At 71.0% G+C, this 15,089-nt stretch carries 11 protein-coding genes; 4 read left to right on the top strand and 7 right to left on the bottom strand.

Annotated features, from left to right (window positions below; translation table 11 throughout):
* Positions 1-2: 2 nt before the first annotated feature.
* Positions 3-4,178 carry a HAMP domain-containing protein gene (locus AB0J53_RS02985; protein WP_219498985.1) on the bottom strand — a complete coding sequence of 1,392 codons (4,176 nt, stop codon included), beginning with the start codon at positions 4,176-4,178 and terminating at the stop codon, positions 3-5.
* 120 nt (positions 4,179-4,298) lie between these two features.
* On the opposite strand from AB0J53_RS02985, the gene AB0J53_RS02980 reads away from it, so the two are divergent.
* Entirely contained in the window at positions 4,299-5,843 is a 1,545-nt protein-coding gene (locus tag AB0J53_RS02980) for a GAF domain-containing SpoIIE family protein phosphatase (RefSeq protein ID WP_246643607.1), read from the top strand.
* A 206-nt stretch (positions 5,844-6,049) separates the two neighbouring features.
* On the opposite strand, the gene AB0J53_RS02975 is transcribed toward AB0J53_RS02980, so the two are convergent.
* The 3 genes from AB0J53_RS02975 to rho all read right to left on the bottom strand — a co-directional run bounded on the left by AB0J53_RS02975 (position 6,050) and on the right by rho (position 9,990).
* On the bottom strand, positions 6,050-7,816 hold the full coding sequence (locus AB0J53_RS02975) for a prolyl oligopeptidase family serine peptidase (RefSeq protein WP_364168168.1): 1,767 nt from the start codon (positions 7,814-7,816) through the stop codon (positions 6,050-6,052).
* A gap of 144 nt (positions 7,817-7,960) precedes the next feature.
* Positions 7,961-8,926, bottom strand: a complete 966-nt coding sequence (locus tag AB0J53_RS02970; protein ID WP_219498989.1) for a putative RNA methyltransferase — start codon at positions 8,924-8,926, stop codon at positions 7,961-7,963.
* Positions 8,926-9,990, bottom strand: coding sequence for a transcription termination factor Rho (gene rho, locus AB0J53_RS02965; protein WP_357591708.1), 1,065 nt, complete (start codon positions 9,988-9,990; stop codon positions 8,926-8,928). The genes AB0J53_RS02970 and rho overlap by 1 nt, the downstream gene beginning before the upstream one ends.
* A gap of 315 nt (positions 9,991-10,305) precedes the next feature.
* Between rho and AB0J53_RS02960 the strand changes: the two genes are divergently transcribed.
* Together AB0J53_RS02960 and AB0J53_RS02955 are read left to right on the top strand one after the other, a co-directional pair.
* Positions 10,306-10,446: a hypothetical protein gene (locus AB0J53_RS02960; RefSeq protein ID WP_219498993.1), complete on the top strand. Its 141-nt coding sequence runs from the start codon at positions 10,306-10,308 to the stop codon at positions 10,444-10,446.
* Positions 10,447-10,455: 9 nt separating this feature from the next.
* Entirely contained in the window at positions 10,456-11,199 is a 744-nt protein-coding gene (locus AB0J53_RS02955) for an MBL fold metallo-hydrolase (protein WP_364168165.1), read from the top strand.
* A 34-nt stretch (positions 11,200-11,233) separates the two neighbouring features.
* Here AB0J53_RS02955 and AB0J53_RS02950 read toward each other — a convergent pair whose 3' ends face one another.
* Positions 11,234-13,135: a nitrate- and nitrite sensing domain-containing protein gene (locus AB0J53_RS02950; protein ID WP_364168164.1), complete on the bottom strand. Its 1,902-nt coding sequence runs from the start codon at positions 13,133-13,135 to the stop codon at positions 11,234-11,236.
* A gap of 108 nt (positions 13,136-13,243) precedes the next feature.
* Positions 13,244-13,672, bottom strand: coding sequence for a hypothetical protein (locus AB0J53_RS02945; protein ID WP_364168162.1), 429 nt, complete (start codon positions 13,670-13,672; stop codon positions 13,244-13,246).
* Positions 13,673-13,768: 96 nt separating this feature from the next.
* Here AB0J53_RS02945 and AB0J53_RS02940 point away from each other — a divergent pair, with 96 nt between their 5' ends.
* Positions 13,769-14,116: a DUF6886 family protein gene (locus AB0J53_RS02940; protein WP_364168160.1), complete on the top strand. Its 348-nt coding sequence runs from the start codon at positions 13,769-13,771 to the stop codon at positions 14,114-14,116.
* Here the strand turns inward: AB0J53_RS02940 and AB0J53_RS02935 are convergent.
* Entirely contained in the window at positions 14,082-15,053 is a 972-nt protein-coding gene (locus tag AB0J53_RS02935) for a 2-dehydropantoate 2-reductase N-terminal domain-containing protein (protein WP_364168159.1), read from the bottom strand. The genes AB0J53_RS02940 and AB0J53_RS02935 overlap by 35 nt on opposite strands.
* Between the last annotated feature and the right edge of the window lie 36 nt (positions 15,054-15,089).

Here is a 15,089-nt window from a genome sequence, read left to right as displayed (position 1 = left end):
GATCACGACCCTTCCGGGGAGGAGGATTCGGGTGCGGCGGCGCGGCCGCGGCTCAGCCAGCCGCGCAGCCGTTCGAGCAGGCGGTCGACGTCGACCGGCTTGGGCACGTAGTCGGAGGCGCCGGAGGCGATGCTCTTCTCCCGGTCGCCGCGCATGACCTTGGCCGTGAGCGCGATGATCGGCAGGTCGGCGAACTGCGGCATGCGCCGGATGGCCGAGGTGGTGGCCCACCCGTCCATTTCCGGCATCATGATGTCCATCAGCACGAGTGCGACGTCCTCGTTCCGTTCGAGCTGCTCGATCCCCTCACGACCGTTTTCAGCGTAGACGACCGTGGAGCCGTGCCGTTCGAGCACGCTGGTCAGCGCGAACACGTTGCGGATGTCGTCGTCGACGATGAGGATCTTGGCGCCGTTCAGCGGGTCCTCGCCCTGCCACTGGCTGGTCTCGACCGGGGCCTCCACCAGCTCGGGCAGCGGCAGGTCGAGCGGCAGCGGCGGCTCCGGCGAGGTCGACTCGGGCTCCTCGATCGAGGCGGTCATGAGCTGCCTGCGCGGGGCGCCGCCGTCGGTCGCGGCCAGCGGGCCCGTGTAGGAGGCCGGCAGGTAGAGGGTGAACGTGCTGCCCTTGCCCAGCTCGCTGTCGACGTGGATCTCGCCGCCCAGCAGGCGGGCGATGTCGCGGCAGATGGCCAGGCCCAGGCCGGTGCCGCCGTACTTGCGGCTGGTGGTGCCGTCGGCCTGCCGGAACGCCTCGAAGATGACCTCGCGCTTGTCGGGCGCGATGCCGATGCCGGTGTCGATCACCTGGAAGGCGAGCAGGTCGGGCGCGGCGTGCAGGGTCTCGTCGTCGAAGTCGACGTCGGTCGGCGCGGGCGCCACCCGCAGCTTGACCTCGCCCTTCGGGGTGAACTTGACCGCGTTGGACAGCAGGTTGCGCAGCACCTGCTGCAGGCGCTGCTCGTCGGCGCGCAGCTCCTGCGGCACGTCCGGGTCGACGTCGACGGCGAACGCCAGCCCCTTGTCGGCCGCCAGCGGCGCGAACGCGGCCTCCAGCAGGTCGACCATCTTCGGCAGCGACACCTGTATCGGGTGGATGTCCATCCGGCCCGCCTCGACCTTGGACAGGTCGAGCATGTCGTTGATGAGCTGGAGCAGCGCCGACCCGGCGCCGTGGATCGTCCGGGCGAACTCGACCTGCTGCGACGTCAGGTTGCCCTCGGCGTTCTCCGTCAGCAGCTTGGCCAGCACGAGCAGGCTGTTGAGCGGCGTGCGCAGCTCGTGCGACATGTTGGCGAGGAACTCGTTCTTGTAGCGCGAGGACACCGCGAGCTGCTCGGCGCGCTCCTCCAGGGTGCGGCGGGCCTGCTCGATCTGGAAGTTCTGGATCTCGATGGCGCGGTTCTGCTTGGCCAGCAGCGCCGCCTTGTCCTCCAGCTCGGCGTTGGACCGGCGCAGCTCCTCCTGCTGGCGCTGCAGCTCGTCGGAGCGTTCCTGCAGCTCGCGCGTCAGCCGCTGCGACTCGGTCAGCAGGTCCTCGGTGCGCGAGTTGGCGATGATCGTGTTCATCGTGACGCCGATCGTCTCCACGAGCTGCGTCAGGAAGTCGAGGTGCACCTCGCCGAACGGCGTGAACGAGGCCAGCTCCAGCACACCGAGCACGCGGCTCTCGAACAGGACCGGCAGCACCACGATCTGCGCCGGCGTCGACTGGCTGAGCCCGCTGTCGATCGTGATGAACTTCGGCGGCACGTCGTCGAGGATGATGTGGCGCCCCTCGGCGGCGGCCTGCCCGACGATGCCCTCGCCGAACGCGAACCGCTGGCGCGGACCCCGATCCGGCCGCACCCCGTAGCCGCCGATCAGCAGCAGCTCGTGCTCGCCCTCGGGGTCGACGCCGTAGAAGGCGCCGTAGCGGGCCGACACCAGCGGCGTCAGCTCGCTCATCGTCAGCTTGGCCACCTCGAACAGGTCACGGTGGCCCTGCATGAGCCGGGAGATGCGGGCCAGGTTGGACTTGAGCCAGTCCTGCTCCTGGTTGGCCTGGGTGGTCTCGCGGAGGTTGGCCACCATCGAGTTGATGTTGTCCTTCAGCTCCGCCAGCTCGCCCTGAGCCTCGACGGCGATCGACCGGGTCAGGTCGCCGCGCGCCACGGCGCTGGTGACGGTGGCGATGGCGCGCACCTGCGTGGTGAGGTTGCCCGCCAGCTCGTTGACGCTCTCGGTGAGCCGCTTCCAGGTGCCCTCGACGCCCTCGACCCGGGCCTGGCCGCCGAGCTGCCCCTCCGAGCCCACCTCGCGGGCCACTCGGGTGACCTCGGAGGCGAACGACGAGAGCTGGTCGACCATCCGGTTGATGGTGGTCTTCAGGGCCAGGATCTCGCCCTGGGCGTCGACGTCGATCTTGCGGGTGAGGTCGCCGTTGGCGACCGCGGTGGTGACCTCGGCGATGTTACGCACCTGCGAGGTCAGGTTGTTGGCCATGAAGTTGACGTTGTCGGTGAGGTCCTTCCAGACGCCCGACACGCCGCCCACCCGCGCCTGGCCGCCGAGCTGTCCCTGGGTGCCGACCTCGCGGGCCACCCGGGTCACCTCGTCGGCGAACGACGAGAGCTGGTCGACCATCGTGTTGAGGGTGTCCTTGAGCTGCAGGATCTCGCCCTGCGCATCGACGGTGATCTTCTTCGACAGGTTGCCCTGCGCCACCGCCGACGACACCGCCGCGATCTGCCGCACCTGAGAGGTCAGGTTGTTGGCCATCGAGTTGACGTTGTCGGTGAGGTCCTTCCACACGCCTGACACGCCGCGCACCTGCGCCTGGCCGCCGAGCTGGCCCTCCGTGCCGACCTCGCGCGCCACGCGGGTGACCTCGGAGGCGAACGAGGACAGCTGGTCGACCATCGTGTTCATGGTCGACTTGAGCTCCAGGATCTCGCCCTGGGCGTCGACGTCGATCTTGCGGGTGAGGTCGCCGTTGGCCACGGCCGTCGTCACCTGGGCGATGTTACGCACCTGGTAGGTGAGGTTGTTGGCCATCGAGTTGACGTTGTCGGTGAGGTCCTTCCAGACACCCGACACGCCCTTCACCTCGGCGCGCCCGCCCAGCTTGCCCTCGGTGCCCACCTCGCGGGCCACCCGGGTCACCTCGTCGGCGAACGACGAGAGCTGGTCGACCATCGTGTTGAGGGTGTCCTTGAGCTGCAGGATCTCGCCCTGCGCGTCAACGGTGATCTTCTTCGACAGGTTGCCCTGCGCCACCGCCGTCGCCACGGTCGCGATGCTGCGCACCTGGTAGGTGAGGTTGTTGGCCATCGAGTTGACGTTCTCCGTCAGGTCCTTCCAGACCCCGGACACGCCCGTCACCTGCGCCTGACCGCCGAGCTGCCCCTCGGTGCCCACCTCGCGGGCCACCCGGGTCACCTCCTCGGCGAAGCCCGAAAGCTGGTCGACCATCGTGTTGACGGTGTTCTTCAACTCGAACATCTCGCCCACGGCGTCGACCGTGACCTTGCGGCTCAGGTCGCCCTTGGCCACCGCCGTCGTCACCACCGCGATGTCACGCACCTGCGCGGCCACGCGGGACGACATCGTGTTGACCGCCTCGGTGAGGTCACGCCAGCTCCCGGACATGCCGCGCAGATTGGCGCTGCCGCCCAGCCGGCCCTCGGTGCCGGCCTCCCGCGCGACCCTCGTCACCTCGGAGTTGAACAACGCGAGCTGGTCCACCATGCCGTTGATCGCCTTGCCCAGGCGGCGCACCTCGCCCCGGGCCGACCGGTCGAGATCGATCCGGCGCGACAGGTCACCCTTGGCCACCGCGTCGATGACGTCGGCCGCCCCGCTCACCGGGCTCACCAGCGCGTCGATCAGCATGTTGACCGACTCGACGCTCTCCGCCCAGGCCCCCACGCCCGGCCCGGGCGTCAGCCGCTCGCCGAACCGGCCCTCCTTGACAACTTCCTTGCGCACCCGGACCAGCTCGTTGGCGAGGTGTTCGCGACGGTCCGCGACCTCGTTGAGCAGCAACCGCACCTCGCTGAGGATCCCCGGGGGCGCGTACGGGACCCGCCGCCGGAAGTCGCCGTCACGCCAGGAGAACAACGTCTCCAGGATCGGCACGAGATCCGACTCGGTATAGGTCCTCTCCTCAGGACTTGGCGCGGCCTTGGCCGTTGTCATGGGGCCTCCTTCACCCACCGGTGACTCCGGCGAGTGATTCAAGTCTGTCACGATGAGTAGCTCGTAGTCCTGTCCTTGGATTTACCCCAAGTCAGCGGGAAGTGTGGTAGGCACGTACGGATGACTGCTTCTCCCCATGCGGTGCTCGCCGCGACCTTCGCACCAGGCGAGACGGCCGTGACGGACGCGATGAGGTTCACGCGCGAGGTGATGACCGCGTGGGCCACCGGAGGCATGCTCCACATCGCCGAGCAGGTCGCGGGCGATCTCGCCGAGCAGGTGGTCGACGAACCGTTCGAGGTTATCTGGAAGCACCTGGGCGGCGCTGTCCAGGTCGAGTTGAAGCAGCGAAGCACATCATCGGGCGATCCGAAAGCTCCCTCCGTCACCGTCGAAGAGTGGGGGATCACCTTCGCGGGCGATTCCCGTGTCCATTGGGCTAGGCTCACGCTACCCGGCGCAAAGGGCGCAGAGTCCTCCGAATGGCTGGAGCAGACCTCCCGCGGCCCCCACTGGCTCGGCTTCCTCGCCGACGCGAGCGACCTGCTCGCCGGCACCCTCGACCCCGACATGGTGCCCGCCATCATCGCCCAGATCGTGGTGCCGCGCCTGAGCAGCTGGTGCGGCGTCTACACCGCCGAGAGCGAGGCCGGGCCGCAGCGCCTGGTCTACCTGTGGCACGCCGACGAGGCCCGCATCGACGCCCTGCGCGAACAGCTCGACGAGATGGACGTCACCGCCGTCGGCTCCCGCGCCACCTCCACCTTCCACCTGCCCGACGCCAACGTGCTCGCCGTCCCGCTGACCGCCCGCGGGCGCAGCCTCGGCGTCATGTGCCTCGGCCGCGCCGACCGCTTCCCCGACGAGGTCATCCAGCTCGCCGAGGACATCGGCAGGCGGGCCGCGCTCGCCATGGACAACGCGCGCGTCTACGCCCAGCAGGCCGCCGCCAACCGCGCCCTGCAGCGCAGCCTCCTCCCGCCCAACGAGCCCGAGGTGCCCGGCCTCGACTACGGCGTCGTGTACGAGCCCGCCGGCGAGGTCAACGAGGTCGGCGGCGACTTCTACGACCTGTTCAAGGCCGGCGACGACTCCTGGCGGTTCGCGATCGGCGACGTCTGCGGCACCGGGCCCGAGGCCGCCGCCGTCACCGGCCTGGCCCGCCACACCCTCCGGCTGCTGGCCCGCGAGGGCTACGGCGTCGCCGCCGTGCTCGGGCGGCTCAACCAGGCCATCCTCGAAGAGGGCGAACGGGCCCGGTTCCTGACGCTGCTGCACGGCGACATCTCGCCCGCCGACAAGGGGCTGGAGGTGCGGCTGGTCTCCGCCGGGCACCCCGAGGCGCTGCGCCTCAAGCCCAACGGCGTCGTCGAGGGCGTGACCACGCCGCAGTCGCTGCTCGGCGTCTTCCCCGAGGTCGTCTTCGAGGCCGACACCATCCACCTCGACCCGGGCGACGTCCTGCTCGCCGTCACCGACGGCGTCACCGAACGGCGCTCCGGCGGGCGGCTCCTCGACGACGACGGCGGCCTGGCCAAGATGCTCGCCGAATGCGCCGGCCTGTCGGCCCGCGCCGTCGCCGAACGCATCCGCCGCGGCGCCGCCGACTTCGCCGCCGGGCCCAGCGCGGACGACCTCGCCATCCTCGTCCTCCGCGCCCGCTGACGCACCATCCAGGGAGACCCACTCCGGAGCGCCCCACCCTTTTAAGGGGAGGGCCGCTCCCACCGTGTTGGCTCCCCACCCACCCGAGGGGACGCCCCTGGGAAGCGGACAGACGGGACGTCCCGCCTCAGGGGCATTCGGCCTGGGGGCGCTCTGTCCCGAAGGCGCCCCAGGGAGCTCCCTTCCCGAGAGGGCGCCCGCTTCCGTCAGGGGACGTGGAGGTGTTTGCGGGCGAAGTCGAGCTGCAGGGCCATCTGGGTGATGCGCTCGGCGACGACGAGGGTGCCGCGGACGGAGCTGTACGTGTACAGCTCGTGCTCGCAGCCGCGTTCGGCGAGCTGGTCGACGTACATGCGCACCTGCCGGAGCGGGCTGCGCATGTCGTCCTCGCAGGCGAGGATGAGCACCGGGCTCTTGACCTGGTCGACGTACGTGATGGGCGAGCTGGCGGCGTAGCGCTCCGGCTGTTCGTCGGGGGAGCCGCCGAGCAGCGCGCGGTGGTAGGCGCGCAGGCTCTCGCCCTCGTCCTCGTAGGCCGTCTGGTGGCAGGCGATGGGCAGGGCGGCGACGCCGGCGGCCCAGAGGCCGGGCTGGGTGCCGAGGCCGAGGAGCGTGAGGTAGCCGCCCCAGCCGGTGCCCGACAGGAGGATGCGGTCGGGGTCGGCGATGCCGCGGGCGGCGACGTACTGGCGGACGGCGGCGACGTCGGCGAGTTCGATGTGGCCGACGTCGAGGCGGAGGGCGTCGCGCCAGGCGGAGCCGTAGCCGGTGGAGCCGCGGTAGTTGACGCGGATGACGGCGAAGCCGGCGTCGACCCAGGCGGCGACCTCGGGGGAGAAGGAGTCCTGGTCGTGTTCGGCGGGCCCGCCGTGGAGCATGAAGACGGCGGGGAACGGCGCGGAGCCGGTCTCGGGCCGGTTGACGAGGGCGTGGATGCGTCCGCCGGGGCCGTCGACGTCGAGGTCTTCGACGGGGACGCTGGGCGGGGCGGCGGGGCCGCCGGCGTTCATCACGACCTGGCCGGTGCTGGAGCGGATGACGGGCGGCCGGGAGGCGCTGGACCAGGAGTATTCGACGTGCCCGCCGGGGCGGGGGATGGCGTCGTCGATGACGCCGTGGGGTGTGTCGATGAGGGTGAGGCCGCCGCCGGCGAGGTCGTAGCGGTGCAGGTGGCTGCGGGCGCGGTCGCCGCGCAGGATGAGCAGGCCGCGGCCGTCGTGGTACCAGTCGGCGGTGAGGTCGCCGGAGTCCTTCAGCCAGATCTCGCGCTGTTCGCCGGTGACGGGGTCCCAGACGAGGGGTTCGTGGCGGTTGCGGCGTTCGTGGAGGGCGAGCAGGCGGCGGTCGCCGGGCACGGGGGCGAAGGTGAGGCCGTGGATGCCTTTGCCGGGGCCGTCGTAGAGCTCGCTCACGGTGGCGCCGTTCTGGCGGATGACGCGGAGCGCAGGGTGGCGGAAGCCGCCGTATTCGCCGTGGTTGATGGCGATGAGTTCGCCGTCGAGCGACATGTCGGTCACCCAGGCGGCGTCGGGGTGCTCGTACAGCAGGCGGCTGGGCTCGCCGGCGCGGGCCAGGTGGATGCGGAAGGCGCCTTCGCTGGCGAGGGTGAGCGCGACGAGACCGGTGGTGGACAGCGCGATGCCGCCGGGCTGGCCGGGCGGCAGGTCGGGGGCGACGGGCTCGGCGGGGCCGCCGGAGAACGGCTGGCGGAACCATCGGCCGAATTCGTCGCCGTCGGTGTCGGCGAACCAGTAGACCCATTGGCCGTTGGGGTCGATGGCGGCGTAGGAGGTGCCGCCGGGGCGCTCGGTGACCTGGCGGGTGGCGCCGGTCGCCCGGTCCCAGGCGTAGACCTCCCAGGTGCCGGTGACGTTGGAGCGGTAGATGGAGCGGCTCGGCGCTCGTCGGGCCCAGGTGGGCAGCGACATGCGCGACGCGCGGAACCTGGCCTGCCAGCGTTCCTCCGCCTTCATCCGGCGAGCCCCCTCCCTCTGTGGCCCGTGCCGTCCCGGCGCGGGTTGCCGTCCAGTATTACGCCTGTGTCGCGGAAATACTCCGGGAATGTGGGGGAATTTCGGACTAAATGCCCCATCAGTAACACCTGTCCCACTCATCCGTCAAGGAACGGGTCTTGCGTAAGGTGTCACTTCGAAGGTAGATAGAGAAAACGCCGCCTTCACGACTACTTTTCCCCGCTTTTTCGTGACTCTGGGGGAGAAATAGCTCGAAATTCTCTCCTCCAGCTCCGCCGTCCCCGTGTGCCACGCGCTCGGCCCCATCCCCACGACCTGGAGCACGTCGGCCGGCCCCAGCTCCATCTCGAACGCGACCTCCTGCCGCGCGGTCTCGGTGAACCCCTCCAGGCTCCGGGCCACCCGCCGCTCCTTGTCGGCGTCGACGGAGAGCAGCCCCAGCTCCTCGACCAGCGGGCTCAGGTGGTCGCCCGTCGGCGTCACGACCACGACCGCCCCGCCCGGCCGCAGGATCCGGCGGAACTCCGGCCCGTTGCGCGGCGCGAACACGTTGATCACCACATCGGCGGCTCCGTCGCGGATGGGCAGCGTGCGCCAGACGTCCGCCACGAACGCCCCCGCCCGGGGATGCGCCCGCGCGGCTCGCCGTACAGCATGTTTGGACACATCGAAGGCCATCCCAACGCCACGCCCCGCAGCCGTGAGCACCGCCGAAAGGTAATAGCCGGTCCCCGCACCGGCGTCAACGATCACCGGCCGGTCCGCAAGCGCTTGCGGTGCCGGGCCGGAACCCATTTCGGCACTACCGTACGCCTTCGCGGCCTCTCCGTCAGGCAAGTGTGAGAACGATTCGGTATGACTGAGAACGCTCCCACCGAGCGCCCTGGCGAGCGGCGCGTAATGCCCCGCTTCGAGGAAGCTCGAACGCGCCGCGACCATCTCCGCGCTGTCGGCGGTCCCCGGCGGGCGGGAGCCGACCAGCAGGCTCACGTAGCCCTGCTTGGCCACGTCGAAGGAGTGCCCCCGGGCGCACCGCAGCGCGTCGGCGTCGAGCCGCACCGGCTCCCGGCAGACCGGGCAGGCCAGGTGTCCGACGATGTCAGCCAGCATCAGGCCATTGTGGCCGAGGTCAGGAACGCCGCGTTGGAGGGGGTGTCGCGCAGCTTGCCGACGAGCATCTCCATCGCCTGCTGCCGGTCCAGGCCGCTCAGGCTGCGGCGCAGCCGCCACACGATCTGCCGCTCGCGGTCGGGCAGCAGGATCTCCTCGCGGCGGGTGCCGGAGGCGTCCAGGTTGACGGCCGGGTAGAGGCGCCGCTCGGCCAGGTCGCGGGCCAGGTGCAGCTCCATGTTGCCGGTGCCCTTGAACTCCTCGTACAGGCTGTCGTCCATCCGCGAGCCGGTCTCGACGAGCGTGGTGGCGAGGATGGTCAGCGAGCCGCCGCCCTCGACGTTGCGGGCGGCGCCGAAGAAGCGCTTGGGCGGGTAGAGCGCGGCGGCGTCGAGGCCGCCGGTGAGGGTCTTGCCGCCGCCGGGCGCCAGGTTGTTGTAGGCGCGGGCCAGCCGGGTCAGCGAGTCGAGCAGCAGCACGACGTCCTGACCGGCCTCGACCAGGCGCTTGGCGCGTTCGATGGCGAGCTCGGCGATCGCGGTGTGGTCGCGGTCGGGGTGGTCGAAGGTGGAGGAGAAGATCTCGCCGCGCACCGTGGCGCGCATGTCGGTGACCTCCTCGGGCCGCTCGCCGACGAGCAGCGTCATGAGGTGGACCTCGGGGTGGTTGCGCGTGACCGCGTCGGCGAGCGCCTGGAGGACCATCGTCTTGCCGGCCTTGGGCGGGGCGACGATGAGCCCGCGCTGGCCCTTGCCGATGGGCGCGAACAGGTCGATCACCCGGGTGCTGAGCGATTCGGTCTCCAGGTGGAGACGCTCCTGCGGGTGTACGGGGGTCAGCTCGGCGAAACGCGGCCGGTTCCGCCAGTCGGCGTGGCCGTTGACGGTCTCGACGCTGACGAGCTTGCCGCCCGACGCCTCGGCGACGACGTGGTCGCCGGGACGCAGGCCGTACTGCTGGATCTGGGCCGGGCTCAGGCGCAGGTCGCCGGGGCCGGGCAGGTGGTCGATGCGGATGTGGGCGGCCTTTTCCCGTACGTCGAGAAGGCCCTTGTGAACAGACATGGTGAACCCCTTAAGGGTGCGCCGAACGAAGGAGAACGCCGGCGGAAATGAGAAGACCGGCCCCGCGAAGAGGGGGCGGTGAGATCAGCGGAGCTTGAAGCTCAACGCTGGGGGCAACGTATCACACGTCGCTGTCCATGCAACGCCTAGTCCTGTTGAGCTATTCCCGGGGGATTCCTCGTGTCCCGGCGCGCGTTCGGGGCAGCGGAACGTAACAATGTTCTTCTCCGCTCCCTCTGCGTCCGAGCAAGCGAGCTGCAGGACCTTTGCAATGCGCCGAAGGTTCCATGGAGAAGAGAACCCTAGGGGGATGAGATGAACAGCACCCGCTGCCCGCGCTGCCACAGCGAGCTCGACGAGGGCCCGATCATGTACCGGTGCGCGACCTGCTGCCGCGCCGTCTACGCGGCCGACCTGGAGAACGAGTACGTGCCGCGCGAGCCCGTGGCCGCCTAGGCTGGGCGCGTGCCGCACGAACCGAGGATTGTCTCAGGCGTTGAGGTCACGCCGCTCTGCGACGCCGTGGGCGCGATGGGCGAGGCGATCCGCCGCCCGCTGCCGGAGATGTTTCCCGGCTCGGCGCTGCCCGACGAGCCGTGGGTGCTGCACTTCCACTGCTACCTGCTCCGCGACCGGGCCGGACGCCTGACGCTGGTCGACACCGGCATCGGCGGCCCCGGCTCGCTCGCGTCGAGCTGGGCGCCCGTTCCCGGCACGCTGCCCGGTGAGCTGGCCGCCGCCGGCGTCGCGCCCGCCGACGTCGACACGGTGATCCACACCCACCTGCACAGCGACCACGCGAGCGGCGCCGTCTCCGACGACGGCCGGCCGCTCTTTGAGAACGCCCGGTACGTGCTCCAGCAGGCCGAGCTCGACGCCGCAGAGAGCGCGACGCTCGACCGGGTCGTCACCCCGCTCAAGGCCCAGTTGCACGTCGTCGACGGCGACGCCGAGGCCGCGCCCGGCGTGCGCGTCCACCTGACGCCCGGCCACACGCCGGGCCACCAGATCGTGCGCGTCGGCGACCTGGCCGTGACCGGCGACCTGGTCCTGCATCCCGTGCAGCTCGCCGACCCCGCCGTGCGCTACGTCTACGACGACGACCAGGAGCGGGCCGCCGCCACCCGCGCCGCCGTGCTCGCCGAGCTGCGCGCCGCCCGCGCGCTGCTCGCCACGGCGCACTTCGCCGACCCGTTCGTGCGGCTCTGACCGGCGCTGGCCGGCTCTGACCGCCTCCGACCGGCTAAGCGCCCGTGAGTGCGGGCTGGTCGGCCAGCAGAGACGCCGGCAGCGACACCCTGGCCGTCAGGCCGCCGTACGGCGACGCGGTCAGGGCGACCTTGATGCCGTGCCTGGCCGCCAGCCGGCCGACCACGAACAGCCCGAGCCGGTCGCTCTGCGCCAGGTCGAACTCGGGCTTCTCGGCCAGGCGGGTGTTGAGCTCGTCGAGCTCGGCCCGCGACAGGCCCAGCCCGCGGTCCTCCACCTCCACGATCAGCCCGTACGGGGTCGCCGTGGTGCGCAGGTCGACCCGGGTGCGCGGCGGCGAGAACAGCGTGGCGTTCTCGATCAGCTCGGCCATCAGGTGGGCCACGTCGGTGACCGCCGAGCCGGTCAGCGCGACGGGCGGCGCCTGCAGCACCTCGACCCGCTGATACTCCTCCACCTCGGCCACGGCGGCGCGCAGCACGTCCAGGATCGGCACCGGGTTGCGCCAGCCGCGGCCCGGCGTCTGGTCGGACAGGATGATCAGGCTCTCCGCGTGGCGGCGCATGCGCGTCGTCAGGTGGTCGAGCTTGAACAGGTCCTCCAGCTCCTCGGGGTCCTCGGTGCCGCGTTCCATGCCGTCGAGCTGCAGGAGCTGGCGGTGCAGCAGCGACTGGTTGCGCCTGGCCAGGTTGACGAACACCTGGTTGACGCCGTGCCGGAGGCGGGCCTGGGTGACCGCGGCCTCGACGGCCGTGGACTGCACGCGGTTGAACGCCTGCACGATGTCGCGCACCTCGGACGTCTCCGCCTTGATCTCCAGCGGGGGGAGCTCGGCCGCGGAGGGCGGCTGGGTGCTCGTGCGCAGCCGCTTGACCAGGTCGCGCAGGTGCACGTCGGCCAGTTCGGTGGCGGCGTCGCGGAGCCCGGCGAGCTCGCGTACCAACCGCTTGCGGAAGCGCAGCGACAGCAGGATGGAGGCGATCACGGCGAGCAGCCCGATGCCGCCCGCGACGCCGATCTTGGTGAGGATGCCGGTGGCCGCGGGCGTGACCCGCTCGGTGATGGCCCTGGCGGTGACGCGCTGGGCGCGCTCGGCGGCCTTCCACAGGTTGGTGGCGTCCACGGGCCAGGTGGCGGCGTCGGCCGGCAGGCCGTTGATGATGGCCTGCCCCCGGATCGCGTCCTCGGCCTCGGTGAACTCCGTGTACATCGAGGAGGCCATGAGCTGCTGGTACGGCTTGCGCAGCCCGTCGTCGAGGTGGGACATGGCCTGGGCGTGGAGCAGCCGCCGGGTGGCCGTCCAGTCGGCGAACGCCTCGCGCTCGGCGGGTGTCACCCGGCCCCGGCTCAGCACCACGGCGATCATCGCGCGCTCGCGCGACAGCAGCTCCTTGGCCTCGCCCAGCATGGTCAGCGCGCGGGCGTTGCGGTAGAGCGTCATGTCGGGGACCAGCACCATCGCGTCGTACATCCGGAAGGAGGCGTCCACGATCTGGCTGTAGCCGTTGATCAGGTCGAGGGGGGCCGCGCCGGTGGCGTCGACGTCGCGCCGGACCTGCGCGAGCTGGTCGAGCCGCCGGTTCAGGGTGGTGAGCTGGGCGGTCATCTCCGGGCTGAGGCCGCGCTGGCTCGCCGCCAGCGCACGGAACCGCTTGGCCGCCGCGTCGGTCTGCGAGCGCTGGATCTTCACGGTCTCGGCATTGCGCCTGGCGGCCACGTACTGGATCGAGGACAGCCGCTCGTTCTGCAGGTGGGTGGTGAGTTCCTCGGAGGGTTCGGCCAGGTTCGTCGCCAGCTCGTCGATCTCCAGCATGCGCAGCCCGTCGCCCGCCGTCAGAGCGGCGGCGAACGCCCACAGGCCGACCAGGGAGGTCAGCGGGACGAGCAGGAGGATGAGGAGTTTGATCGCGATGGGACGGCCACGTGTGGGGGGCATGCGACCTCCGGGTGCATGATGAGCGCGCAACGCAGATTACACCCGTCATGCGAAGTATCGCCGCGAATCACCGGTGCGGGGCCACCCCGCCACCCCGCACCGGTGAGGTCACCGCGCGCGCTCCTCACGGCCGGCGACCAGCCGGTCATCGGCGTGCCCGTCAGCGTGCCCGTCGGCGCGGGCGTCGGTGCGCCCGTCAGCGCGGCCCGCGATCGGCTTGCTTGCGGCGGCGTGCTCGCGTTCGAGCTTCCGCTCCAGCTCGCGCTTCTCGTCCTCCAGCCGCGCCACCTTGTCGGAGGCGTCGGCGCGTACGTGGGCCAGCCGGCGGCGACGCCGGGCGGACCGGCGCGAACCGGCGGCGATCAGCCAGAAGCCGAGCACCATCACCGCGGCCGCCGCCGCGCCCGCGAGGAACATCTCCACGTGGTCGGGCTGGAACGTGTAACCGAACAGGATGTAGCGGGCGCTCTCCTCCGTGATGGCCACCACGGCAGCCGCGCCGGCGAGCAGGACCAGTAACAGACCCAGAAAGATCATTTCGTCTCACTCCTCGTCGTCAGAGCGAGATCCCCCTGCCCATCATCCGGCGCGGTATGCCCTGCCCACACGGGCTCGCAGGTCATGATGGCGGTCATGAGACCCGAACCAGGACAGGTGCTGCACTTCTCCGAGGACCCCACCATCGAGCGGGTGCACGCGATCGAGTACGGGTGGCTGAAGGCGATGATGGACGTGCGCCTGTTCGCCTACAGGCTGCCCGCCGACGTCTTCAAGCCGCTCGGCGACCCGCCCGCCGCGGTCGTGGCGACCGTGCCGGTGCTGCCGCTCGGCCCGCCCGAGCCGGTCCGCGACCTGTTCGAGCTGCACGAGGAGGCCGGGATCCAGCTCCGCGTGCTGGACAATTTGTGGCGGTTCTGGAACGAGGTGACGGCCAGCACGCTGGAGTTCAGCGGGATCCGGCTCCGGAACGCTCGGCGATGAGCGCCATCAGCGTCTCCAGCGGCATCGAGCCAGGCTCGCGGCGCTCCCTGGCGAACCGGTTGGCCTCCCGCTGGAGCACCTCGTTGGCCGGGGTGGCGATGCCGAGCTCGCGGGCCAGCAGGACGATCTCGCCGTTGAGGTAGTCGGCCTCGATCGACCCGGTCGCCCTGGCCAGGCTCTGCCACGACGAGCCGCCGCCGCGCATGCTGCCGCCGATCGGCAGCAGGTCGACCTGGTCGCGGCGCAGCTCGCGCTCCTCACGCGGCGTCGAATAGCAGATCCCGGCCTCCTCCAGCACGTGGGTGCCCTCGCACCTGGCCAGCTCCAGCACCTCCTCCACGCCGGGCCCGTGGCCGACGAGCGCCTCGACGGCGTTGGCCAGGTTGGCGAGCAGCTTGCCGTACTTCCAGCGCATCACCTCGGCCGACGGCAGCGCGACGAACCTGCTGCGGTCGAGGTCGATGGCGATCTGCTTGGCCAGCTCGTCGGAGCCGTGCGGGTAGCAGCCGACGTGCAGCAGCCCCGAGCGCGGCGAGCCGTAGGCGGCCACGGTGCCGGGCTCGGTGTGCAGCGCGGGCAGCCACACGCACATCCCGTAGACCCGCTCGAACCTGCGCAGCGCGGTGCGCTCGTTCTCGACGCCGTTCTGCGCGCACACCACCGGCAGGTGGGTCGGCCACGGGGCGAGCGCGGTCACGGTGTCCTGCGACTTGGTGGCGACGATCAGCACGTCGTCGTCGCGGACCGCCACCGGGCCGTCGGCCGCCGGGATGTCGAGAAGGTCGTCGGAGTAGGGCGTGAGGAGGCGCAGGCCGCGGTTCTTCAGCGTCTCGTAGTGGGCGCCCCGGGCGATCAGGAGCACGTCGTGCCCGCCCTGGAACAGCCGGGCGCCGATCGTGCCGCCCACGGCCCCCGCTCCGATCACGATGTAACGCATGCTTCCGAGCATGTCATCCGCTCGCTCACGAGCGCC

Source organism: Nonomuraea sp. NPDC049725 (assembly GCF_040674795.1).
GTDB classification, from domain to species: domain Bacteria; phylum Actinomycetota; class Actinomycetes; order Streptosporangiales; family Streptosporangiaceae; genus Nonomuraea; species Nonomuraea ceibae.
This window is presented reverse-complemented; position numbering and strand designations above follow the sequence as displayed.